The sequence below is a fragment of the Comamonas sp. Z3 genome (genome assembly GCF_008121565.1).
GTDB lineage: Bacteria > Pseudomonadota > Gammaproteobacteria > Burkholderiales > Burkholderiaceae_C > Comamonas > Comamonas brasiliensis.
In genome coordinates this window covers 39,291-60,538 of the sequence record NZ_VOQU01000006.1, presented here as the reverse complement: position 1 = coordinate 60,538, position 21,248 = coordinate 39,291, and the positions used below count along the sequence as shown (strand labels likewise).

The window sequence follows — 21,248 nt, the reverse complement described above, 5'->3', positions numbered from 1 at the left end:
CGCAAGGCCGGGGCTTTTTGCATTCCTACATGCGCTGCATGGCCTGCGCCAGGGCCTTGATGCCCTGGGCGATCTGTGCCGCAGGAATGGACTGGTAGCCCAGGCGGATGAAGTTGCCCGTGTTGCGGGGAGAAGTGAAGAACACATCGCCGGGCTCGATCAGCACCCCATGCTCGGCGGCCTGGCGCGCCAGTGCCTGGGCGGGTATGTGGTCCGGCAGTTGCACCCAGCACGAGCCACCGCCACGCACGGGGGTGATGCGGCATTGGGGCAGGTGGCGGGCCATGGCCGTCGTCAGCTCGGCATGACGCTCCTTCTGGGCCTGGCCGAGGCGGCGCAGCTGGGCCTCGTAATGACCCAGCGAGATGAACATGGCCAATGTGCGCTGAATGAAGGTGGAAGGGTGGCGGATCATGAGGCGGCGCAGCGCGCGCAGTTCCTTGATCAGTTCGGGCGGAGCCACGATATAGCCCACGCGCAGGCCCGGTGCCAGGCATTTGGAGAGGCTGCCGATATAGATCACGCGGTTGTTGCGGTCCAGGCTTTTGAGCGCCGGGATGGGCTGTTCATCGAAGCTGCTTTCGCTTTCGTAGTCGTCCTCGATGACGATGAGATCGTGCTTTTGTGCGGCCTCCAGCAAGGCTTCGCGCCGCTCCAGCGGCATGGTGACGCCGGTGGGGCACTGGTGGCTGGGCGTGACGTAGAGGTACTCGAGCTTGCGCATGGCCGGGACGATGGGCAGTCCATCGCCATCCACGCCGATAGCAATGACCTGCGAGGTGCGGCTGCTGAAGATATTGCGCGCATCGGGGTAGCAGGGGTCCTCGATGCCGACGCAGGTGCCTTCGCGCATCAGCAGATCGGCCACCATGTACAGCGCATGCTGGGCGCCGACGGTGATGATGATCTCGTCGGGCGAGGCCCAGACGCCGCGGCGCGGCAGGATCTTGGTCTGCACCTGCTGGATGAGGCTGTCGTCGTCGCGCGTGATGTGATCGGGTGCCCACATGCGGATGTCCAGCACGCCCAGGGACTTGAGGCAGCACTCGCGCCAGGCGGCCGTGGGAAACAAGTCCTTGTCGAACTGGCCGTAGAGAAATGGATAGGGAAACCGCTGCCAGTCGTCTTCCTTGACGATGCTGCGCTGCTGGCTGGGACGCAGCCACAGGCGGCGCGACCAGTCGGTATGCGCCTCGGCGTCCGAGCTCCTGCCGCCTCCCGGCGTGCGTTCGGCCGTGCGGCCCTGCAGCACGTCGGGATGGATGAAATGGCCTTTTCTCTCGCGGCTCAGCAAGAAGGCCTCCTCGGTCAGCTGCTGGTAGGCCATGACCACGGTGATGCGGCCCACGCCCAGCAGCTTGGCCAGCTCGCGACTCGATGGAACGGCGTCGCCAGGCGCGAGAATGCCGGTCAGGATGGCATCGACCAGCATCTCGCGAATCTGACCCTGAAGGCTCAGGGAGGGCCTGGCACTGCGGCGAAACAGCTGCTCCCACATGGCCACGGATGGAGGAATGGAAGGCGATGCCGGTTGTCTGTCTGTCGTCATTGATGGTTCTGAATGCACTGCCGCAGCGCGCGGCGACCGGCTGCCCCGATGCGCGGGGTCTGGTTCTTCGGGGCCCATGAACGCGGCATCGCTGGGGCCGCCAGCAGCTTGCTGGCACCCGGCTTCAACGCCCAAGATTAGCGCATATGCATTTGCTTGGAATTAGGCTTTTCATGTGGTTGCAGTCCCGAAGCAGCGCGCGGGATCTGAAATTTCTGGAAGACTTTTCCACAGGCCTGAAAATAAGTATATAATTCGAGGCTTAGCGGCTGTAGCTCAGCTGGATAGAGTACTTGGCTACGAACCAAGGGGTCGTGGGTTCGATTCCTGCCAGCCGCACCAAACGACAAGCCTCAGAACTGAAAGGTTCTGAGGCTTTTTCGTTTCTGCCTTGCCTGTGGCGGCAGGATTGCCGGTGCTGGATGTCTTTGAAGAAAAATCCGGGTTTCCACCGAGCGGCTCCTAAATCTGTATATAATTCGAGGCTTAGCGGCTGTAGCTCAGCTGGATAGAGTACTTGGCTACGAACCAAGGGGTCGTGGGTTCGATTCCTGCCAGCCGCACCAAACGACAAGCCTCAGAACTGCAAGGTTCTGAGGCTTTTTCGTTTTCGGACTTTGACAGGGGCTGGCCAAGGCAGGCGCGGATCTGTGTGAAGATCGGCCTCATGAGCAAGGCTTTCACCAAAGAATCGGACGGCGACGACGATGACGACGTCGGCGCTCTGCCGCCATTGCCCACCGGCGGCAAGAACTACATCACGCCCCAGGGCTACCAGCGCATCAAGGACGAGCTGCTGGATCTGATCGACAACGAGCGCCCCAAGATCGTGGAGATCGTGCACTGGGCAGCCAGCAACGGCGACCGCTCAGAGAACGGTGACTATCTCTACGGTAAAAAGCGTCTGCGCGAGATCGACCGCCGCATCCGCTTTCTCACCAAGAGACTGGAGATTGCCGAGGTGGTCGATCCTGCCGTGCATGCGGGCAGCGACCAGGTCTTTTTCGGCGCCACGGTCAGCTATGTGGATGACGAGGGCGTGGAGCGCACCATCACCATCATGGGCATTGACGAGGCGGACAGCGCGCAGAACCAGGTCAGCTGGATTGCCCCGGTTTCGCGCGCGCTGCTCAAGGCGCGCGTGGGCGACGAGGTGGCCTTGCCCACGCCGGCCGGTGTGCGCATGCTGGAGATTCTGGACGTCAGCTATCCGCAGCCTGCAGCACGTTCCTGAGTGCACGAGCTGCAAAAAAGCGCGGCTTCCGATGTGGATGCCGCGCTTTTGTTTTGTGAGCTGCACTCACTTGAGGTTCAATGATTTCAGATAGTTTTGGTATTGAATTCGTTGATCATCAAGCGCTAAACGCTATTGTTTTTGAGATAGGTTGCCAGCCTGCAGGCGTTGCAGCAGCTCCAGCGTGGGGTAGCCGTCTGCCACCAGGCCCTCGCTTTGCTGGTATTGGCGCAGCCCGGCCCGGGTGGCTGGACCCATCACGCCGTCGGCGGTGCCGGTGGCAAAGCCGCGCTGGGTGAGTGCGGTCTGCAGCGCCTTGGTCTGCTCCCGCGTCAGGGCGCCGAGCTCGCGCGGCCACTCGGCGTTGACGCCGCCATTGCCTGCCAGCTGCGAGGCGAGCAGGCTCACGGCCAGCGCATAGTTGGTGGAGTTGTTGTAGCGCAGGATGGCGCGGAAGTTGCTGCCCACCATGAAGGCCGGGCCGCGAGCGCCGGCCGGCGCGATGATGCTGGCGCCGGCCATGGCGGGCAAGGCCTGGCCGTTCACGGCCTGCACGCCTTCTGCGGCCCAGGCCGGGCTGTTCTGGCGCGTGGCGAGTTCGGCGCGCGCGTAGTCGAAATTGGCCGGCAGGCGCACTTCGATCCCCCAGGGCTCGCTGGCGTTCCAGCCCGCGCTGGCCAGATAGTTGGCCGTGGATGCGGCCACGTCGGCCATGGAGCCCCAGATGTCGCGGCGGCCGTCTCCGTCGGCATCCACGGCATATTGCAGGAATACCGAGGGCAGGAACTGGGTGTTGCCCATGGCGCCCGCCCAGGAGCTGATCATGTGAGCGGCGTCGATATCGCCGTTGTCGATGATGCGCAGCGCGGCAATCAGCTCTTTTTGTGCCCACTCGGCACGGCGGCCGTCGAAGGCCAGAGTGGCCAGCGCATCCACGGCCGAGAAGCTGCCGAAGTTGCTGCCGTAATTGCTTTCCATGCCCCAGATGGCGGCAATCACCGGTGCTGGCACGCCATAGCGCTGGCTGGCCGCCTGCAGGCTGGCGCCGTGTTCCTGCATCTTGAGCTTGCCGGTCTTGATGCGCTGTGCGGAGACGGCGCTATCCAGGTATTGCCAGGGCGTGCGTGTGAACTCGGGCTGGGAGCGGTCGAGCCTGACGATGCTGGGCTGCAGCTTGGCGCCGGCCAGGGCACTGCCAAGCGTGCGTTCCGAAATGCCCGCGGCGCGTGCTCGCGGGGCGAATTCCTGCTTCCAGTGCGCGAAGTTGCGGGCCTGTATGGGGTTTTCCGCTGCTGCCGACTCGCCCGAGGCTTGCTCTGCCTTGGCGGCGATCACCGGCTCGGGCGCGGCCGCAGCAGGAGGTTCGGGCCGGGTGGCGCAGCCTGCGAGCAGGGCTGCCGCAATGGCGGCGATCAGCAGCTGCTGGCGGGCATTCGGGAGCGAAGGTGCGGTTTGGAGCATGAATGCCATTGTCGCCTGCTGTCGTGGCCGGCAGGCCCTTGCAGGGCGCGATGGCGCGCGCAGAATGCAACAAAATCTTTCACCCATGAAAAAGGCCGCCCGAGGCGGCCTTGTGGAGCATGTAAGAGATCAGGCCATGACGCGGCTGGCGCGGATCACCGAATGCAGGCGGCGCAGATTGCGCAGCGCATTCTCCAGCTGCACGCTGTTCTGCACGGAGATGACAAAGCGCAGATCGGTGGTGCCGATCGCTGCTTCGTCGGTCATCTCGACGCGCACGATATCGGCTTCGGCATTCGAGAGCTCGGCCGCCACGCGGGCCAGCACGCCCTTGTTGTTCTGCACCGTGACCACGATGCCGGCCTCGAACAGGCGCGTGATGTCGTCCGACCAGTCCACGGTGATGAAGCGGTCGGCATCCTTTTCGCGCAGCTTGATGGCATTGTTGCAATGGGCGTGGTGCACGACCAGGCCCTGGCCGCCGAGGTAGCCCAGAATCGGATCGCCCGGCACGGGGCGGCAGCAGTGCGAGTAGTAGACCGAGCTGCTCTCGTCGCCGTTGAGCGTGACCGCGCCCTGGAAGGGGCGGTTGTGCGTGTTGAAGCGCTCCTGTGTGATGAGCAGCGCATCGGGGCGCACGCCTTGCTTGGTCATGAAGCTGGTCATGCGCGCGGCCACCAGGGAGGCGATGCGGCGGCCCATGCCGATATCGACCATGAGGTCTGCCGGCGTGCGGTTGCCCGTGATGCGCAGGATTTCGTCCCAGACGCCCCTGTTGGCATCGTCCTGCGACGGCACGCTGTCAATGCCTTCGGCGCGCAGGGCCTGGGCCAGCAGCGACTCTCCGAGCTGGCCGGCTTCGGTCTGGGCCGCATTCTTGAGGTAGGAGCGAATCTTGGAGCGCGCGCGCCCGGTTTTCACAAAGCTCAGCCAGGCCGGGTTGGGCGTGGAGGTTTCGGAGGTGATGATCTGCACCACATCGCCGCTCTTGAGCTCGGTGCGCAGCGGCACTTCCTCGTCATTGATCTTGGCCGCCGTGGTGCGATGCCCGATCTTGCTGTGGATGGCGTAGGCAAAGTCCACCACCGTGGCGCCGCGCGGCATGGCCATGATCTCGCTCTTGGGCGTGAACACGTACACGGCATCGGGAAAGAGATCCACCTTGACGTGATCCCAGAACTCCGCCGCGTCGCGGGTCTCGTTCTGGATATCGAGCAGGGACTGCAGCCACTGGGTGGACAGATGCTCGGAGTCATGGCCCTGCTGGGCCTTGTACAGCCAGTGGGCCGCGACGCCGGCCTCGGCCACGATGTTCATCTCTTCCGTGCGAATCTGGAATTCGATGCTGACGCTGGAGGGGCCGACCAGCGTGGTGTGCAGCGACTGGTAGCCATTGCTCTTGGCAATGGCGATGTAGTCCTTGAAGCGCCCCGGCATGGGCTTGTACTTCTGGTGCAGCACACCGAGGGCGGTGTAGCAGTCCAGCGTCTTGGGGACGATGATGCGAAAGCCGTAGATGTCGGTGACCTTGGCAAAGCTCAGCTGGTTCTTCTGCATGCGCTGGTACAGCGAATACAGCGTGCTCTCGCGGCCTAGCAGCCGCACCGCCAGGCTGTGCGTGGCAAAGGCGGTGCTGACTTCGTCCTGCACGCGCTGCACCAGATCGCGGCGGCGCGTGCGCGAGCGGCCTATGGCTTTTTCCAGCGTGGCATAGCGCCAGGGATGCAGATGCTTGAACGACAGGTCCTGCAGCTCGCGATAGGTCTGGTTCAGACCCAGGCGGTGCGCGATGGGCGCATAGATCTCCAGCGTTTCGGACGAGATGCGGCCCCACTTGCTGCGCGGCATGTCGCTCATGGTGCGCATGTTGTGGGTGCGGTCGGCCAGCTTGATCAGGATGACGCGCACATCGCGCGCCATGGCCAGCAGCATCTTGCGAAAGGATTCGGCCTGGTTTTCCTCGCGGGTATTGAACTGCAGCTTGTCCAGCTTGGTCAGCCCGTCCACCAGCTCGGCCACATCCTCGCCGAAGCGCTCCTTCAGATCCAGCTTGGTGATGCCGCAATCCTCCATGGAGTCATGCAGCAGGGCCGCCATCAGGGCAGGGGCGTCGAGCTTCCAGTTGGCGCAGATTCCCGTGACCGCGATGGGGTGGGTGATATAGGGGTCTCCACTGCTGCGCCACTGATCGGTATGTGCTTGGTCTGCGTAGACATAGGCCTGGCGCACGCGCTCGGCGCTGTCGGCATCCAGATAGCCCAGATGCTCCATCAACCCGTCAAAAGCAGCAGCCGACACCCGTGCAGCCTGTTCAGCGGGCATGCGCTGAGGCTTGGCCGGTGCCGTAGAAGAAGGTGCAATCGTCGAGTTCTGGGCCGCTGTCATATTCCTTAAATGTAGCCTGCAAGTACCGAGTGCAAGGTGATAGGTACAAAAAAGCACCGACGAGCGGTGCTTAATTGTCTGTTTTGGTGCTGCGATGCAACAGCTTAACCCGGCACCTTCTTCAGCATTTCCAGGCCTACCTTGCCGTCTGCGATTTCACGCAGGGCGGTAACGCTGGCCTTGTTCTTGGTTTCAATCTTGGGGGTGTGGCCTTGATTGAGCATGCGGGCGCGGTAAGTCGCGGCCAAAACGAGCTGGAAGCGGTTGGGGATCTGCTCCAGGCTATCTTCAACAGTAATGCGTGCCATCAGGAACTCCGGGAACGGTCAGTTGGATTCAGGGATATTGAGCGACTCGAAGGTGTCGGCGCGAAGGCGCCGCTGGGCCGCATATTTGAGGCGTTGCGCGTGAATGATCGCCTTGAGATCAAAGAGCGCACTCTCAAACAGTTCGTTGATTATAACGAAGTCGAATTTTGCGACCTGCGCCATTTCCTCTTCGGCGTTCTTCAGGCGCATCTCAATGACTTCGGGTGCATCCTCGCCGCGATTTTCCAGGCGCGCGCGCAGCTCGTCCCAGCTGGGCGGCAGGATGAAGATCAGCACGGCATTGGGAAAGGCCTGCTTGACCTGCAGGGCACCCTGGTAGTCGATCTCGAGCAGCACATCGGTGCCGCTCTGGATGCGCTCTTCCAGAGACCTCTTGGCCGTGCCGTAGCGGCGGCTGTGCACATTGGCCCATTCGACAAAGCCGTTGTTGGCGACCATGGCGTCGAATTCGGCGTCCGAGATGAAGTAGTACTCACGGCCATGCTTTTCCTGGCCGCGCGGCGCGCGCGTGGTGTGAGAGACGGAGGGGTAGACGCGTGCGTCGAATTCACGCAGGGCGCGTACCAGGGAGGATTTGCCGGCACCGCTGGGTGCCGACACGACAAATAGATTTCCGGGATGGTCCATGACTTTGGGCATGACTTTGGGCACGAATCGAGCGTACGGTGTGGGTACGCCCAGGGCTTGCTTACTCGATGTTCTGCACTTGTTCGCGCATTTGCTCGATCAGCACCTTCATGTCGACGCTGATGCGGGTCAGCTCCAGCGTGGCTGATTTGGAGCCAAGCGTGTTGGCTTCGCGGTGCAGTTCCTGGATCAGGAAGTCCAGACGCTTGCCGATGTCGCCGCCCTTTTTGAGCAGACGCTCGATTTCGTCGAGGTGAGAGCCCAGACGCGTGACTTCTTCGGCCACATCGATGCGGATGGCAAAGGCCGTGGCTTCGGCCAGGGCGCGATCCCGGGCGGCCTCGGGGGCCACCGAGCCTTCGCCCAGGGCCATGGCTTCCTTCCAGCGCTCCAGAAACTTCTGGCGCTGCTGCTCCACCAGCTGCGGCACCAGAGGCACGGCGGTCTTGGCCAGCGCGCGCAGCTGCTTGATGCGGTCGAGCAGCATGTCGGCCAGGCGTTCGCCCTCGCGGGCACGAGCTGCGAGCAGGTCGGTGATGGCCTGTTCGGCCAGGGCCGGAGCGATTTCGCTCCAGTCCGTGGTGGCTGCACCGGTGCCGCTGCACAGACGCAGCGCGTCGGCCACGGACAGGTCGCGTGCCTTGGGCAGCCAGGCCTGGACGGCGTCCTGCAGGCTCAGCAGGCGTTGCAGCTGAGAGGCAGCAGGAAGGGGGAGGGATTGGTTGCTGGAGACGTCGATGGCGGCACGCACTTCGACCTTGCCGCGCTTCAGGCGAGCGGTGAGCAAGGAGCGCAGGGCCGGCTCAAGGGCGCGCAGTTCGTCGGGAAGGCGGAAGGACAAATCCAGAAAGCGGCTATTGACCGCGCGGATCTCAAGGCCCAGACGGCTGTTGGACTGGGACTCTTGACCACCCTCAGCGGATGCGCTGTGCTGGGCACTGGCGTATCCGGTCATGCTGTAAACTGGCATTGGACTTTTGATGGATGCTTGCAATTTCCCGATTATCCGGGTTTCGAATCATCCTTGAGGTTTACCGGTAAAAAATGTCTACTAAAAACAAGCCAGCGCCCCTACCGCCGGGCAGCACCATAGGCGGATACCGGGTGGTACGCAGGATTTCCTCGGGGGGGTTCGGGATTGTCTACCTGGCTCTGGATGGCGATGGCCAGCAGGTAGCGATCAAGGAGTATCTGCCTGCTTCGCTTGCCACTCGGGCGCCCGCCGAACTGCAGCCCGTCGTGGCGCCAGAGAAGTTGTCCCTGTATCGCCTCGGGCTCAAGAGCTTTTTCGAGGAAGGGCGCTCGCTGGCGCAGATCTCGCACGCCTCCGTGGTGAGCGTGCTGAATTTCTTTCGCGAAAACGAAACCGTCTACATGGTGATGAACTACCTGGAAGGGGCGACCCTGCAGGAGTTCATCGTCACGGCGCGCGAGCTCAAGGCCGAGAAGGTCTTCAGAGAGTCGACCATCCGCTCCCTGTTTGACGAGGTGCTGCGCGGCCTGCGCATCGTGCATCAGCACAAGATGCTGCACCTGGACATCAAGCCCGCCAATATCTTCATCACCAATGACGACAAGGCCGTGCTGATCGATTTCGGCGCGGCGCGCGAAGTGCTGTCGAAAGAGGGAAACTTCATTCGTCCCATGTACACCCCTGGCTTTGCCGCCCCGGAGATGTATCGGCGCGACTCCCAGCTGGGTCCCTGGACCGATATCTACGCCATTGGCGCCTGCATCTATGCCTGCATGCAGGGCATACCGCCCAACGAAGCACCGCAGCGTCAGGACAAGGACCGCCTGGCCCTGGCCCTGAACAAGCTGCGCGGCGTGTATTCGGACAATCTGATCGAGGTGGTGGAATGGTGCATGGCCATGGACCCGCTCTCGCGCCCGCAGTCGGTGTTTGCCCTGCAAAAAGAGCTGAGCCGCGAGGGCGAGCGTCGCTATACCAAGCTCAGCGTGCAGGAGCGCATGCGCATGCAGTTCGACAATATGGTGCATGACGCCAGGAAGAATCTTCAGAAACTCGGCGGCTCCGAACGTGGAGCGGTGACCGACAGCAATCGCAAACCATGAAATTTTCCGTCTTCCAGCTCAGCCGCCGCGGAGGCCGTGCCCTCAACGAAGACCGCATGGGCTACTGCTACACGCGAGAGGCGGCGCTGTTCGTGCTGGCGGACGGGATGGGCGGGCATCCGGACGGCGAGGTGGCCGCGCAGATTGCACTGCAGGTGGTTTCCACGTTGTTTCAGCAGAAGGCCAGGCCACTGGTGGAAGATCCGGCCGCGTTCCTGGAAGAGGCGCTGCTGCTGGCCCATCGCCAGATCCTGCGCTATGCCAGCACCAAGGGCATGATGGACACGCCGCGCACCACGCTGGTGGCGGCGGTGCTGCAGGAAGGCAAGGTGACCTGGATTCATTGCGGCGACTCGCGCCTGTACTGGGTGCGCGAGGGGCAGCTCGTGGAGCGCACGCGCGACCACTCGTACACCGAGATGCGCAAGGTCTCGGCGGTGCTCGCCCAGGCCAACCGCAATGTGCTGTTCACCTGCCTGGGCTCGCCCTCCAAGCCCATCTTCGATGTGAGCGAGACCAGGCGGCTGGAGGAGGGCGATCAGCTGATGCTGTGCTCGGACGGTCTCTGGGGTGCGGTGCCGACGCCGGAAATACTCCAGATCATGAACGGCAAGGCCGTGGCCCACTTTGTGCCCATGCTGGTCGACACCGCACTCAAGCGCGCCGGGGACAGCAGCGACAATGTCACCGTGCTGGCACTGGTATGGGAAACACCGAATAATTTCGAACCGTCCTCCATCTCCACCCAGGAGATCGAGGATCAGGGCTTTGAGTCCACGATACAGGTGGGGCCGCTCGAAGACTGCGAGGATGAGCTCGACGACGCGGCCATCGAGCGATCGATCGCCGAAATCAACGAGGCCATACGCCGCTCGGCACAGCGCCAGAAAGCCAAGACCTGAATCGGGTTGCAGGCTGCAGCAGGCCTGGGCTTGAAACTACTGAATCAATAGCTGATTGCGCAATCGCCACAAGCGTTTGCATGGATTTTTATGATGAAAATTGTGCTGGCATCCAACAACCGCGGCAAGCTCGTCGAGTTGCAGGCCATGTTTGCCCCGCTGGGCGTGGAGCTGATTCGCCAGGGCGATCTGTTCGAAGGCGAAGCTCCCGAGCCCTATGGCACGTTTGTCGAGAATGCGCTGTCCAAGGCGCGCTTTGCGGCCGAGAAGACCGGCTTGCCTGCCATTGCCGATGACGCCGGCATGTGCGTGGATCATTTCGGCGGTCTGCCTGGCGTAGATACGGCCTACTATTGCACCCAGTTCGGCTACGAGAAAAGCGACGACAACAATGTGCGCGCGCTGCTCGAGCAGATGCAAGGCGTGGCCAATCGCCGTGCCGCCATGGTCAGCACCCTGGTGGGCGTGCGCTCGCCCAAGGACCCCGAGCCGCTGATTGCCGTGGGGCGTGTGCAGGCCCTGCTCACGACCGAGCGCCGTGGCAGCAATGGCTTCGGCTTTGACCCGGTACTGCTGATCCCCGAGCTGGGCCAGACCTTTGCCGAGATGACGCCCGAACTCAAGCATGCCCACAGCCATCGTGGTCGTTCTTCGCGCACCATGATCGAGATGGTGAAAGAGCGCTGGCTGTAACCCCCTGAGGCGCTCTGCCTAGACGGCCCCGCGCCTTCCCCCTAGCCGGGCGCCCCTTTCTCTACGCGCTGTGCGCTATGGAAGGGGGACGATGCCCTCTCTGGGGGCGGCCCTTGCCAGGCATCTCTGAGCTGGGGCTGTGCTAGTTTTAGCGGCGTCGGTTTTGTTTGCGCTAGAAAAGCATATTTCCCATGATCCCCATTCAGCCTCAAACAGAGACTGCCGAAGCGGCGGTGCAGCGCGATATTCAGCATTACATGCGGCCTGGCACGCTGCAGCTGGGCAGCCTGCCGCCGCTGTCGTTGTATGTGCATCTGCCCTGGTGTCTCAAGAAATGCCCGTATTGCGACTTCAACTCGCATGCCTGGGCCAAGGGGGATGCACTGCCCGAGGACCGCTATATCGATGCCCTGATGGCCGATCTGGAGAGCGCACTGCCGCTGATCTGGGGGCGCACGGTGCACAGCGTCTTCATGGGAGGGGGCACGCCCAGCCTGTTCTCGCCCGAGTCCATAGACAAGCTGATTGCCGGTCTGCGTGCGCGTCTGCGCATGGAGCCCGATTGCGAGATCACGATGGAGGCCAACCCCGGCACCTTCGAGAAGGACCGCTTCAAGGCTTTCCGGGCGGCCGGTGTGAACCGTCTGTCCATAGGGGTGCAGAGCTTTGACGACCGCTATCTGCAGGCCGTGGGCCGCGTGCACGACGCCGCGCAGGCCCAGGCGGCGGTGCGCGAGGCAGCCGACAATTTCGAGACCTTCAATATCGACCTGATGTATGCGCTGCCCGGCCAGAGTCTTGCCGATCTGCAGCGCGATGTGGACACCGCGCTGGCGTTTGCGCCGCCGCATCTGTCGATCTATCACCTGACTATCGAGCCCAACACCTATTTCGCCAAATACCCGCCCCTGGTGCCCGAGGACGATACGGCCTATGAGATGCTGGACCTGATCACGGCCAGCACCCAGGGAGCCGGCATGCAGCGCTACGAAGTCTCGGCCTATGCCAAGGAAGGCCACCAGTGCTTTCACAATAGCAACTACTGGCAGTTCGGCGACTATCTGGGCATTGGCGCGGGTGCACACAGCAAGCTGAGCTTTGCCCATCGCATCGTGCGCCAGGTGCGTTTCCGTGATCCGGCCCGCTATATGGACATGGCGCTGGCCGGCACGCCGCTGGCACAGGACAACGAGGTCAAGCGCGCAGAGCTGCCGTTCGAATACATGCTCAACGCGTTGCGCCTGCGCGGCGGTTTCGCGCTGCAGGAGTTCATGGAGCGCACGGGCCTGCCCATGTCAGCCATCGCCAAGGGACTGGATCAGGCGCAGGCCAAGGGCCTGATCACGCGCGACCTGGGCCGTGTGGTGCCGACCGAGCGCGGCTTCGACTTCCTCAGCGACCTGCAGGAAATGTTCCTGTAGGTCCGGCAAAGAGATTCAGCCGCAGCGCAGCGCCGTGATCTTGCCCGCGTCATTGGTGATGACGTTCAGGCGCTCCTGGTTGTATTCCATGGTGGCGGGCTGACCTTCGCGCAGCACGCGCAGCAGGTAAGAGCCGGACTTCTGGCGGATGGTCTCCAGCGTCGACGCCACGGTGTTGTGGCCCAGATAGATCTGTACCGGTTCGGCATGGCATACCTGCAGCTGGCGTGCAGGCGGCGCGCGCGTGCCGTCGGTGGCTGCGCCATGGCTGGCGCAGCCGGCCATCAGCAAGGCCGCAGTGGCACCGGTCAGGCCCAGCAAGGCGCGGGTGGAAATTGGCAAAGGAGTGGTTCTATGCTTCATGCCCCACACCATAGCGCCCCCAGATACCCGCGCCTGCCAGACCAGACCTCGATATGCAAGCGGGTGCAACAAGATGGTCGTCAGAACTGATAGCTTTAAGCGCAATGCCATCAAGGGATTGACGGTGTTTTTGCATCAATTTCTGGCGTGCTTGCGTCTGCCCTATGGCTTGTGGGTTCCGTCCGCACTCTGAAAGATGCCGGCTTCGATATTCGCTGCCTGCAGCTTGCGCGCGGCCTTTTCGGCGCGCTTGCGGCTTTCGAAGGGGCCGCTGCGTACCCGGATGACTTCGCCTTTGTTGCTGGCCATCTTCTGCGTCAGTGCGGGCAGCTTGGACTGGTTCAGCTGGGCCACGATCTTCTCGGCATTGCGGGCCTCCGAGTAGACGCCCAGATTCAGATAGAACTTGCCTGCAACCAGATCCGTGCCGGCTTGCGGCACTTCTTTTGACGCGGCTTTTACGGGCTGCTCTTTGGGCTCTGCCGCGGGCTTGTCAGCCGGTGTTGCCGGCGGTTTTTCGCTGGGCTCGGCTTGGGCCGCTGTCTTGTCTGGCACCAGGGCAGGGGCTTGGGGCGCCGCTTTGACGGCGCTGGCGCCCGTCTCGGCTGCTGCGGTGGACGCCGGCTCTGGCGGGCGGGTCTCGGGTTGGGTGGCAGCGGCGCCAGCAGTTGCCGGGACCGGGCTTGCCATGGTGCGAGGGGCGGCGGCGCTGGTGGCGCTGTCGGCTGCGGGCCTGGTGATGGGTGCAGGGTCCGCGCTTGGCAGCGGCGCCGGGTTTTTGGCCGGCAGCAGTGCCAGGCCTGCACCTGCGGCTGCGGCCACAGGCAGGGCCAGAACCAGCATGGCGGCAGTCCTGTTGCGCGGCGCTGCAGCCTGCTCCTGCAGGTTGGCATGGGCTGCGGCCATATTGGGTGCGTCCGTGATCGCCTGCAGCGTCTGGGCCCTGATCTTGCGCCAGTACCAGCCATTGCCCAGCAGGCCGGGCACGGCCACGGCGACCAGCCACAGGGCAATGCCCAGTCCCAGAGCCATGGCCTCGGGCAGGGCAGGACGCAGGCCGAACCACCAGATCAGCGCGGCTGCCGTGACGGCTGCGAAGTATTTGGCAGCCTCGCGCCACAGGCCGTGCAGGCTGCACCATGCCAGGGTCAGCAAGGCGGCCGCCATATTCCAGCTGGGCAGGCTGCGGTCCAGGGCGTCAAAGCGCTTGAACTGGGCCAGGTAGAAGTCGCGCGAGCGCGGGTTCAGGCGGCTGGCATAGAGCTGAGGCAGCAGACCGCTGTCCTCCTCTTCGGGCGCAGCGGTCTGCCCGGCCTCGTGCTGCAGGCTGTGCTGCATGGAATAGGCCGCTGCTGCAAAGGCTCCGGCGATGGAGGCAGGCAGGGGGCTGGCGTCCGAGCGCAGAGGCTGGTCCAGCACAGGTTCCTGGCGCGGGTTCCGGCCAGTGGGGGCGAGCGCAGGGGTGGGGGTGTCCGAAGCGGAAGGCATGGCTGCAATTGTGTCATGGCGTTACGAACAGGCCGAGGGCAGATTCCCAACAAAAAACCGGCGCCAGGCCGGTTCTTTGCGGGATGGTCAAGGCGCTCAGGCCTGGTGCGCGGGCAGCACGGTGGCGCGGCATTCGCCAAAGCCGATGCGCGCGGCACCGGGCTTTTCGCACCAGCCGGTAAAGACCACGGCGTCGCCGTCGAGCAGGAAGGTGCGGGTTTCGCCGTTGCTCAGGCTCAGGGGCTTTTTGCCGCCTTCGGTGATTTCCAGCAGGGCGCCGGCTTGGTCCATGGTGGGGCCGGACAGCGTGCCCGTGCCCAGCAGGTCGCCGGGCTGCAGATCGCAGCCGTTGACGGTGTGGTGGGCAATCAGCTGGGCCATGGTCCAGTAGGCGTGGCGATAGCTGGTCCGGGTGATCTGCTCGGCGGCCTTGCCGTCGGCGCGCATCTTCTCGGTCTGGATGGCGACCGTGAGCTGCACATCGAGCGCTCCGCGCTGCGAGTTGGCTTCGGAGCTGAGGTAGGGCAGGGGCTGCGGGTCGTCGGACGGGCGCACGAATGCCGTGCGATAGGGCTCCAGTGCTTCCAGCGTCACGATCCAGGGCGAGATGCTGGTGGCGAAGTTCTTGGACAGGAATGGGCCCAGCGGCTGGTATTCCCAGGCCTGCACGTCGCGGGCCGACCAGTCGTTGAGCAGGCACAGGCCGAAGATATGCCGGTCGGCATCCTCGATGTCGACAGCCTCGCCCCAGGCATTGGCCGTGCCTGCGTAAATGCCCATCTCCAGCTCATAGTCGAGACGGTTGCAGGGCTTGAGCACGGGGTCGACATCGGGGGCCTTGAGCTGGCCGTTGGGGCGCTTGAAGTCCACGCCCGAGATGCGGATGCTGGAGGCGCGACCGTGGTAGCCGATGGGCACCCACTTGTAGTTTTCCATCAGCGGGTTGGTGGGGCGAAACAGCTTGCCCACATTGGTGGCGTGATGCACGGAGGTGTAGAAGTCCGTGTAGTCGCCGACCTGGGCGGGTACGCTGTACTCCACATCGGCCTGGGGCACGAGGCAGGCCTTGAGTGCGGCTTCCCGGGCAGCACCGGCGCGCAGGGCGCGCGACAGGGCCAGGCGCAGGGCCGACCATGCCGCAGGGCCCATGGCCATCAAGCTGTTGAGCTGGCCCTGCGCCGCTGCTGCGACCTGGGCCTGAACATCGGCGTCCAGTGCCTTGGCATCGCGAACGGCCGCCATATCCAGCACCTGATCGCCAATCGCCACGCCGCCGCGGAAGGCTTCGCTGCTGCGCTTGCGGCGAAAGACGGCAAACGGCAGGTTCTGGATGGGAAAGTCGCTGCTGCCGGTGTTGGCGCTTGCGACCCAGCTTTGCAGGCCGGCGTCGTGGGTTTCGTTCAATGCCATGTTCATCTCCTTGGAACGATTTGAATAAAACACGACTTACGCAAAACCGGTTCAGGCAAGGCGACTGCCTCAGGAGGCTGGCCGATGATGCATTCCTGCTTGCGTAAGTCCTACTAAACAGGCTGTAGCGCTTATCTGCCCAGCGCCATCAGCCGTGAATGGGTGACCGATAGATGGAGTCTTGCCGATGCCGCACTCAAGCGGCGGTGAAGCCCCCGTCCATATTCCACTGTGCGCCACGTACCTGGGCGGCGTTGTCGCTGGCGAGAAAGCCGACCAGGGCCGCCACCTGCTCCACCGTCACAAAGGCCCGCGAAGGCTGCTTGGCGCCCAGCAGCCTGGCACGGGCTGCCGCCTCGTCCAGCTGCTCGCGCTGCGCCAGGGCATCGACCTGGGCCTGGACCAGCGGCGTCAGCACCCAGCCGGGGCAGATGGCATTGCAGGTCACGGGCGTGGTGGCCAGCTCCAGTGCCACGGATTTGGTCAGGCCCAGCAGGCCGTGCTTGCTGGCCACGTAGGCGGGCTTGTGGGCCACGCCGACCAGGCCGCTGACGGAGGCCATATTGATGATGCGCCCCCAGCCGCGCTCCAGCATGGCCGGCGTGCAGGCCTGTATGGTGTGAAACGGTGCGCTCAGGTTGACGGCCAGCATGGTGTTCCATCGGTCTGGCGGAAAGCTGAGCACGGATTCCACATGCTGCATGCCGGCGTTGTTGACCAGAATGTCCACCGCACCCAGCTCGGCGGCGATGCGCCGGGCCAGGGGCGCAATGGCCTGGCCGTCGCTCAGATCCAGCGGGTAATAGCGGGCGGCCACGCCCAGTGCGTGCAGCTCGGCCAGCTGGGCATCGGTGCTGGCAGACGCCTGGGCGCTGCCATGCAGGGCAATGGCGGCGCCTTCGCTGGCCAGCTGCCTGGCAACGGCCCAGCCTATGCCGCTGGTGGAGCCGGTGATCCAGGCCACACGACCGGCATGGGGTTTGGACAGGGGCGGGTTCAGCGGCAGGACGGCGGTCATTTGAGCAAGTCCATTTCCATGTGCACGTATTCGCTGATGAAGCGCACCTTGGCCCAGTAGACGACCAGGCCCTGGGGGTTGCGGGCCCAGCGCAGCGCCTGCATCAGCGGCGTGCCCAGCGGCACGCCCAGGTGCTCGGCAATCAGCTCGTCGGCCGGGGCCACGCTCAGGTACTGGCGCGCTGCAGCGATCTGCGCGGGGTCATTGCCCAGCGCCTGCGCCAGCGTGGCGCGCTCCAGCTGCTCCTGCAGCCTGGGATAGAGGTTCTGCTCCAGGTACAGCTCGGACAGGCAAAAGCGTGCCTCGCCATGTCTGTGCACGCGCAGAAAATAGGTATAGGCCGGGGCCAGTTCGCCAGGGCAGGGAAAGCCGGCCGGAATCGGCGGCACGCAGTCATTGGCCTGCTGCAGCGTGGTCTGCTGAATCTGCTCGCCAAATGCCACGAGCTCCCGCCAGCTGGTGGGCAGCAGAAAGGACGGCGGCTTGCAGGGCTGGCTCACCACCCTGGTGCCGCCGCGCTTGCGGGTCTCCAGCAGGCCTTCGTCGACCAGCGCATGCACGGCCATGCGCACCGTGGTGCGCGAGACGCTGTGCAGCGCCTCCAGCTCTTCGACCGTGGGAATGCTGTGTCCGAGCGCCCATTCGCCGGTCGCGATCTTGTTGCGGAACAGCCGGGCCAGCTGCAGGTGCAGCTTGTCGCGGGATTGGGAGGCGGTGGACACAGCAGTCATGAGCACGGATTGGACGGGGTCAGTGTAGCAAATAAAGTATCTAAATAAATACTTTATTAAGAGGGGCACGCAGGCGCCCGGAATGGATCAATGAGAAAGAGACCTGCAGTGCACTTGGCCGTGCGCAGCGCAAGAGTTCACAAATGTCACCATTCTGTAGGTGCAAATGACTTTTAAACTCCAAGCTTTTGATAGCGGACAGTGCAAGCAGCCATTGGTTGCAATGCGCTTTGATAGGGGGAGATCCCCCGCCAGGGAGTTGGTAGTTTCATGCACAAGCAGTACGAGTGGCAGTTTTTCCGCGCCGGCGAGGTGGACCAGGTGGTCATTCGCACGGGCCAGGACATTGCCCATATTGGTGAGCTGGATCAGAAGCTGTGGGTGGCCCTGGCCTGTCCCACACGCGGCATCGAGTTCGACGGCGCGACGCTGGATCTGATCGACGAGAGCAAGGACGGCCGGATCCGTCCCCCCGAGCTGGTGGCTGCCTGTGAATGGGCCGTGGCCAGAGTGCGTGACCCGCAGGTGCTGGCCGATGGCGGCGATGTGCTGCAGCTGGGCAGCATCAACGATGCGACGCCGGAAGGTGCGCTGCTGCTGGCCGAAGCCAGGCGCGTGCTGGAACTCGCGGGCCTGCCCGATGCCGCAGCCATCACGCTGACCCAGGTGCAGGAGCGCATGGCCTCGCTGCAGGCCCTGCGCTTCAATGGCGACGGCATCGTCGGTGCGGCCACGGCCGAAGGCGACGAGGCGCTGGCCGCTCTGATTGCGCGCATTCAGGAGCTGTACGGTGCCGTGGACGGCAGCGATGGCGTGCCCGGCATCGATCGCAGCAAGGCCGAGGCCTTCTGGGAGGACCTGCAAGCCCTGCAGACCTGGTTTGCCCAGGCGGACGAGCTGGGCTGCCATCTGCAGCCGCGTGCACTGGCACTGGCGGCGGCCGAGGCCGTGAACGCCGTGCAGGCCAAGGTCGATGACTTTTTTGCGCGCACGCGACTGGTGGAGTTCGACGCCAATGCGCGGGCACCGCTCAACCCCACGGAAGAAGGCTATGCGGCTCTGGGTGCGCAGGTACTCAGCAATGCCTCGGAGTCTCTGGCGGCGTTGCCGCTGGCCGCCGTCACCGGCGAGCGCAGCCTGCCGCTGGTGCATGGCGTCAACCCGGCCTGGGCGGCGGCCCTGCAGACCCTGCGCGAGCAGGCTGTGCAGCCCGTGTTCGGCGAGGCTCTGAGCGCATTGACCGAGGCGCAGTGGGATCAACTCAAGACCATGCTGGCCCACTGCCAGCAATGGCTGGCGGAGTGCCCGGCCACGCCGCTGGGAGCGATCGGCGAGGCCGAGGTGCAGCAACTGCTGGCCAGCGGCCTGAAGGACGCGCTGATGCAGCTGCTGGACCAGGACGATGCCGAGAAGGAGCACGCCGTGCAGGCCATGGCCCTGGAAAAGCTGATCCGGCTGCAGCGCGATCTGCTGCCTTTGCTCAATAACTTTGTCTCTTTCTCCAGCTTCTATCGCCGCGAAGGCGCGGCCTTCCAGGCCGGAACCTTGTTCCTGGACGGCCGCAGCTGCGATCTGACCGTGGAGGTGGCCGATGCCGCCGCCCACTCGGTGCTGGCCGCCATGGCGAAAACCTATCTGGCCTATTGCGAGTGCAAGCGCGAGGGGCAGAAGAAAATCATCGTCGCGGCCTTCACGGCAGGCGATGTGGATTTCCTGTTCGTGGGGCGCAACGGCGTGTTCTACGACCGTGCGGGCCAGGACTGGGATGCGACCATCGTCAAGCTCATCGACAACCCGACCAGCATCGGCCAGGCCTTCTTCTCACCCTACAAGAAGTTCCTGCGCATGATCGAGGAGCAGGTCGCCAAGCATGCAGCGGCCAAGAACGATGTGGTGAACACCAGCCTCGGCGACAACGCGACCAAGCTGGTGACGGCGCCCAAGGAGCTGACCGCAGCGTCGGCTGCCGCAGCACCGGCTGCCGCCGCCACGCGCAAGACCGATGTGGGCACGGTGGCCGCCATCGGCGTGGCGCTGGGTTCGCTGAGCGCCGTGATCGTCGGCATCTTCGGCAAGTTCATCGAGCTGGGGCCCTGGATTCCGGTGGCCATTCTGGGCCTGATCCTGGCCATCTCCGGCCCCAGCATGCTGATTGCCTGGCTCAAGCTGCGCCAGCGCAGCCTGGGACCGATTCTGGATGCCAGCGGCTGGGCCATCAATGGCCGCATGAACATCAATCTGGGTCTGGGTCGCAGCCTGTCGCAGACGGCCAGGGTGCCGGTCAATGCCAAGCGCAACTTTGCCGATCCCTATGCCGACAGCCATGGCCTGCGCAACAGCCTGTGCCTGCTGGCGCTGCTGACCGTTACCGTGCTGCTGGCCTGGCGCATGCACTGGCTGGACGCCGTGCTGCCCGCCAGCTGGCAGCATGTCCCGGCGGCGACCAGCGCGCCAGCGGTCACCGCTCCGGCAGCGGCCGCAGCAGAGTCCGCTGTCAGGTAAGCCAGAGGCGTGCGCCGTCTGCAGAGGCTGGCGGCAGGCCCATCGCTTGGCTGCACCACCCAATACCGCTTGCATGGGTGCGGTATTGGGGGCTGGAGCCGGAATCTGTCCTAGAGTGCTGTTCTGTACTCACCGAAGCATCTTGGATGTGCATGCATTCAAGGTGCTTTTTCATTGCATTTGATGACAGGAGCAAGCCATGGGACGTGCCATCCATTCCGCGCATGAACTTCTCGCCACCAATGAGCGTGAGCTCTACGATCTTTCCCAGTCCGATGCGGCCCTGGTCAGGCTGAGCCCGGCCCAGCGCCGCCTGCAACTGCAGCGCGCCCGCGCCATGCGCGACCGTGCACGTGCGCTGTACCGCCGGCAGGTCGGCCATACGCTGCACCACACGGCCACCAAGCGTGGCTTCACGGGCATGGCCAATGAGCGCACCCGCCAGAAGGCCCAGGTGCTGTCCGAGGTGGTGCGCCGGCTGGCGGGCGAGCCGGCCTGAGTTCCCCGCGATCTCTGTGGAGCTTTTTAGCTATTGAAAAGTGAGCTTATTGCGCTGTTCATTCAATGATTTCAATATCAAATGCCGTTGAAATCGTTGAATGGTTTGCGTAGTCAGCTCATTTTTTATGCGTGGGGCAGATGCACGGCTGACAGCAGCGGCATGCCGGTGCGGCGTGTGAACTCCTCATAACTGATGGGCGCACGCATCCGCGCATCTGCACTGTTGGCCTGCCAGTACACCCAGCTCTTGCCGGTGCTGGCGCCATAGACCAGCTTGAAGAGGTGGCAGGGCACATGGACCTTGCCCGTCCCGATGGTGAGCGGCTGCCCGTCGAATACCGGGCCGGTGAAGACGTAGACATCGCTCTTGGCGCGCTGGGCGTAGCGGCGCCTGTCCTGCTCGACCTTGCTCCAGACGCCGCCGTTGTGGGTCTGGTTCTGCGGAAGTCAGGATTCGATTCGACCAAGCCACAAGAAGACGGAGATCATCGAGTGGCCGGCCTGGATGCCCAGTCAACCCTCATGATTTTTCTGAGCGATGAGATCTTCCCAGTCACC

18 protein-coding genes, 2 tRNA genes and 1 pseudogene are annotated in these 21,248 nt (G+C 63.8%); 9 read left to right on the top strand and 12 right to left on the bottom strand.

From position 1 onward, the window contains the following. Nucleotides 1–25: 25 nt before the first annotated feature. Complete coding sequence (locus FSY59_RS17830) at nucleotides 26–1,549, bottom strand: PLP-dependent aminotransferase family protein (protein WP_148729439.1); 1,524 nt, start codon at nucleotides 1,547–1,549, stop codon at nucleotides 26–28. Nucleotides 1,550–1,814: 265 nt separating this feature from the next. Here FSY59_RS17830 and FSY59_RS17825 point away from each other — a divergent pair. The 3 genes from FSY59_RS17825 (at nucleotide 1,815) to greB (ending at nucleotide 2,783) form a co-directional block, all read left to right on the top strand. Continuing rightward, nucleotides 1,815–1,891, top strand: a tRNA-Arg gene (locus FSY59_RS17825). Between the two features lie 147 nt (nucleotides 1,892–2,038). Next, nucleotides 2,039–2,115, top strand: a tRNA-Arg gene (locus tag FSY59_RS17820). Between the two features lie 101 nt (nucleotides 2,116–2,216). Continuing rightward, nucleotides 2,217–2,783: a transcription elongation factor GreB gene (gene greB, locus FSY59_RS17815; protein WP_043376832.1), complete on the top strand. Its 567-nt coding sequence runs from the start codon at nucleotides 2,217–2,219 to the stop codon at nucleotides 2,781–2,783. Between the two features lie 132 nt (nucleotides 2,784–2,915). On the opposite strand, the gene FSY59_RS17810 is transcribed toward greB, so the two are convergent. The 5 genes from FSY59_RS17810 to FSY59_RS17790 all read right to left on the bottom strand — a co-directional run bounded on the left by FSY59_RS17810 (nucleotide 2,916) and on the right by FSY59_RS17790 (nucleotide 8,540). After that, nucleotides 2,916–4,253, bottom strand: coding sequence for a lytic murein transglycosylase (locus tag FSY59_RS17810; protein ID WP_148729437.1), 1,338 nt, complete (start codon nucleotides 4,251–4,253; stop codon nucleotides 2,916–2,918). A gap of 120 nt (nucleotides 4,254–4,373) precedes the next feature. After that, nucleotides 4,374–6,629, bottom strand: a complete 2,256-nt coding sequence (locus tag FSY59_RS17805; RefSeq protein WP_019043560.1) for a bifunctional (p)ppGpp synthetase/guanosine-3',5'-bis(diphosphate) 3'-pyrophosphohydrolase — start codon at nucleotides 6,627–6,629, stop codon at nucleotides 4,374–4,376. A gap of 104 nt (nucleotides 6,630–6,733) precedes the next feature. Then, nucleotides 6,734–6,937, bottom strand: coding sequence for a DNA-directed RNA polymerase subunit omega (rpoZ, locus tag FSY59_RS17800; RefSeq protein WP_003052081.1), 204 nt, complete (start codon nucleotides 6,935–6,937; stop codon nucleotides 6,734–6,736). A gap of 18 nt (nucleotides 6,938–6,955) precedes the next feature. Continuing rightward, a complete protein-coding gene (gene gmk, locus FSY59_RS17795) occupies nucleotides 6,956–7,585 on the bottom strand; it encodes a guanylate kinase (RefSeq protein WP_029158642.1) in 630 nt (209 codons plus the stop codon). Between the two features lie 61 nt (nucleotides 7,586–7,646). Beyond that, a complete protein-coding gene (locus tag FSY59_RS17790; protein WP_043374811.1) occupies nucleotides 7,647–8,540 on the bottom strand; it encodes a YicC/YloC family endoribonuclease in 894 nt (297 codons plus the stop codon). Nucleotides 8,541–8,629: 89 nt separating this feature from the next. Between FSY59_RS17790 and FSY59_RS17785 the strand changes: the two genes are divergently transcribed. The 4 genes from FSY59_RS17785 to hemW all read left to right on the top strand — a co-directional run bounded on the left by FSY59_RS17785 (nucleotide 8,630) and on the right by hemW (nucleotide 12,677). Then, a complete protein-coding gene (locus FSY59_RS17785; RefSeq protein ID WP_003052087.1) occupies nucleotides 8,630–9,661 on the top strand; it encodes a serine/threonine-protein kinase in 1,032 nt (343 codons plus the stop codon). After that, a complete protein-coding gene (locus FSY59_RS17780; protein ID WP_148729436.1) occupies nucleotides 9,658–10,563 on the top strand; it encodes a PP2C family serine/threonine-protein phosphatase in 906 nt (301 codons plus the stop codon). Before FSY59_RS17785 ends, FSY59_RS17780 begins: the two co-directional genes overlap by 4 nt. Before the next feature lie 93 nt (nucleotides 10,564–10,656). Then, nucleotides 10,657–11,256 (top strand): non-canonical purine NTP pyrophosphatase, encoded by a 600-nt coding sequence (locus FSY59_RS17775; protein ID WP_148729478.1) that lies wholly within the window; start codon nucleotides 10,657–10,659, stop codon nucleotides 11,254–11,256. Nucleotides 11,257–11,447: 191 nt separating this feature from the next. Beyond that, entirely contained in the window at nucleotides 11,448–12,677 is a 1,230-nt protein-coding gene (gene hemW, locus FSY59_RS17770; RefSeq protein WP_003052094.1) for a radical SAM family heme chaperone HemW, read from the top strand. A gap of 15 nt (nucleotides 12,678–12,692) precedes the next feature. On the opposite strand, the gene FSY59_RS17765 is transcribed toward hemW, so the two are convergent. The 5 genes from FSY59_RS17765 to FSY59_RS17745 all read right to left on the bottom strand — a co-directional run bounded on the left by FSY59_RS17765 (nucleotide 12,693) and on the right by FSY59_RS17745 (nucleotide 17,687). Then, complete coding sequence (locus FSY59_RS17765; protein WP_148729434.1) at nucleotides 12,693–13,052, bottom strand: I78 family peptidase inhibitor; 360 nt, start codon at nucleotides 13,050–13,052, stop codon at nucleotides 12,693–12,695. 150 nt (nucleotides 13,053–13,202) lie between these two features. After that, nucleotides 13,203–14,528, bottom strand: a complete 1,326-nt coding sequence (locus FSY59_RS17760; protein ID WP_148729433.1) for an SPOR domain-containing protein — start codon at nucleotides 14,526–14,528, stop codon at nucleotides 13,203–13,205. Nucleotides 14,529–14,624: 96 nt separating this feature from the next. After that, on the bottom strand, nucleotides 14,625–15,938 hold the full coding sequence (fahA, locus tag FSY59_RS17755) for a fumarylacetoacetase (protein ID WP_050872329.1): 1,314 nt from the start codon (nucleotides 15,936–15,938) through the stop codon (nucleotides 14,625–14,627). Between the two features lie 196 nt (nucleotides 15,939–16,134). Continuing rightward, nucleotides 16,135–16,956: a 3-hydroxybutyrate dehydrogenase gene (locus tag FSY59_RS17750; RefSeq protein ID WP_148729432.1), complete on the bottom strand. Its 822-nt coding sequence runs from the start codon at nucleotides 16,954–16,956 to the stop codon at nucleotides 16,135–16,137. Continuing rightward, nucleotides 16,953–17,687 carry a GntR family transcriptional regulator gene (locus tag FSY59_RS17745; RefSeq protein ID WP_043374803.1) on the bottom strand — a complete coding sequence of 245 codons (735 nt, stop codon included), beginning with the start codon at nucleotides 17,685–17,687 and terminating at the stop codon, nucleotides 16,953–16,955. Before FSY59_RS17745 ends, FSY59_RS17750 begins: the two co-directional genes overlap by 4 nt. Before the next feature lie 270 nt (nucleotides 17,688–17,957). On the opposite strand from FSY59_RS17745, the gene FSY59_RS17740 reads away from it, so the two are divergent. Both FSY59_RS17740 and FSY59_RS17735 read left to right on the top strand, forming a co-directional pair. Then, nucleotides 17,958–20,189: a hypothetical protein gene (locus tag FSY59_RS17740; RefSeq protein ID WP_043374801.1), complete on the top strand. Its 2,232-nt coding sequence runs from the start codon at nucleotides 17,958–17,960 to the stop codon at nucleotides 20,187–20,189. 199 nt (nucleotides 20,190–20,388) lie between these two features. Then, complete coding sequence (locus FSY59_RS17735) at nucleotides 20,389–20,688, top strand: hypothetical protein (RefSeq protein WP_003052108.1); 300 nt, start codon at nucleotides 20,389–20,391, stop codon at nucleotides 20,686–20,688. Between the two features lie 125 nt (nucleotides 20,689–20,813). Here FSY59_RS17735 and FSY59_RS17730 read toward each other — a convergent pair. Then, nucleotides 20,814–21,137: pseudogene (locus FSY59_RS17730) on the bottom strand (DNA/RNA non-specific endonuclease); the annotation flags it as partial. Nucleotides 21,138–21,248 lie beyond the last annotated feature (111 nt).

Coding starts and splice junctions, on each gene's coding strand:
- FSY59_RS17830 (WP_148729439.1), bottom strand. CDS start 1,549: ATGACGACAGACAGACAACCGGCATCGCCTTCCATTCCTCCATCCGTG.
- greB (WP_043376832.1), top strand. CDS start 2,217: ATGAGCAAGGCTTTCACCAAAGAATCGGACGGCGACGACGATGACGAC.
- FSY59_RS17810 (WP_148729437.1), bottom strand. CDS start 4,253: ATGGCATTCATGCTCCAAACCGCACCTTCGCTCCCGAATGCCCGCCAG.
- FSY59_RS17805 (WP_019043560.1), bottom strand. CDS start 6,629: ATGACAGCGGCCCAGAACTCGACGATTGCACCTTCTTCTACGGCACCG.
- rpoZ (WP_003052081.1), bottom strand. CDS start 6,937: ATGGCACGCATTACTGTTGAAGATAGCCTGGAGCAGATCCCCAACCGC.
- gmk (WP_029158642.1), bottom strand. CDS start 7,585: ATGGACCATCCCGGAAATCTATTTGTCGTGTCGGCACCCAGCGGTGCC.
- FSY59_RS17790 (WP_043374811.1), bottom strand. CDS start 8,540: ATGACCGGATACGCCAGTGCCCAGCACAGCGCATCCGCTGAGGGTGGT.
- FSY59_RS17785 (WP_003052087.1), top strand. CDS start 8,630: ATGTCTACTAAAAACAAGCCAGCGCCCCTACCGCCGGGCAGCACCATA.
- FSY59_RS17780 (WP_148729436.1), top strand. CDS start 9,658: ATGAAATTTTCCGTCTTCCAGCTCAGCCGCCGCGGAGGCCGTGCCCTC.
- FSY59_RS17775 (WP_148729478.1), top strand. CDS start 10,657: ATGAAAATTGTGCTGGCATCCAACAACCGCGGCAAGCTCGTCGAGTTG.
- hemW (WP_003052094.1), top strand. CDS start 11,448: ATGATCCCCATTCAGCCTCAAACAGAGACTGCCGAAGCGGCGGTGCAG.
- FSY59_RS17765 (WP_148729434.1), bottom strand. CDS start 13,052: ATGGTGTGGGGCATGAAGCATAGAACCACTCCTTTGCCAATTTCCACC.
- FSY59_RS17760 (WP_148729433.1), bottom strand. CDS start 14,528: ATGCCTTCCGCTTCGGACACCCCCACCCCTGCGCTCGCCCCCACTGGC.
- fahA (WP_050872329.1), bottom strand. CDS start 15,938: ATGGCATTGAACGAAACCCACGACGCCGGCCTGCAAAGCTGGGTCGCA.
- FSY59_RS17750 (WP_148729432.1), bottom strand. CDS start 16,956: ATGACCGCCGTCCTGCCGCTGAACCCGCCCCTGTCCAAACCCCATGCC.
- FSY59_RS17745 (WP_043374803.1), bottom strand. CDS start 17,687: ATGACTGCTGTGTCCACCGCCTCCCAATCCCGCGACAAGCTGCACCTG.
- FSY59_RS17740 (WP_043374801.1), top strand. CDS start 17,958: ATGCACAAGCAGTACGAGTGGCAGTTTTTCCGCGCCGGCGAGGTGGAC.
- FSY59_RS17735 (WP_003052108.1), top strand. CDS start 20,389: ATGGGACGTGCCATCCATTCCGCGCATGAACTTCTCGCCACCAATGAG.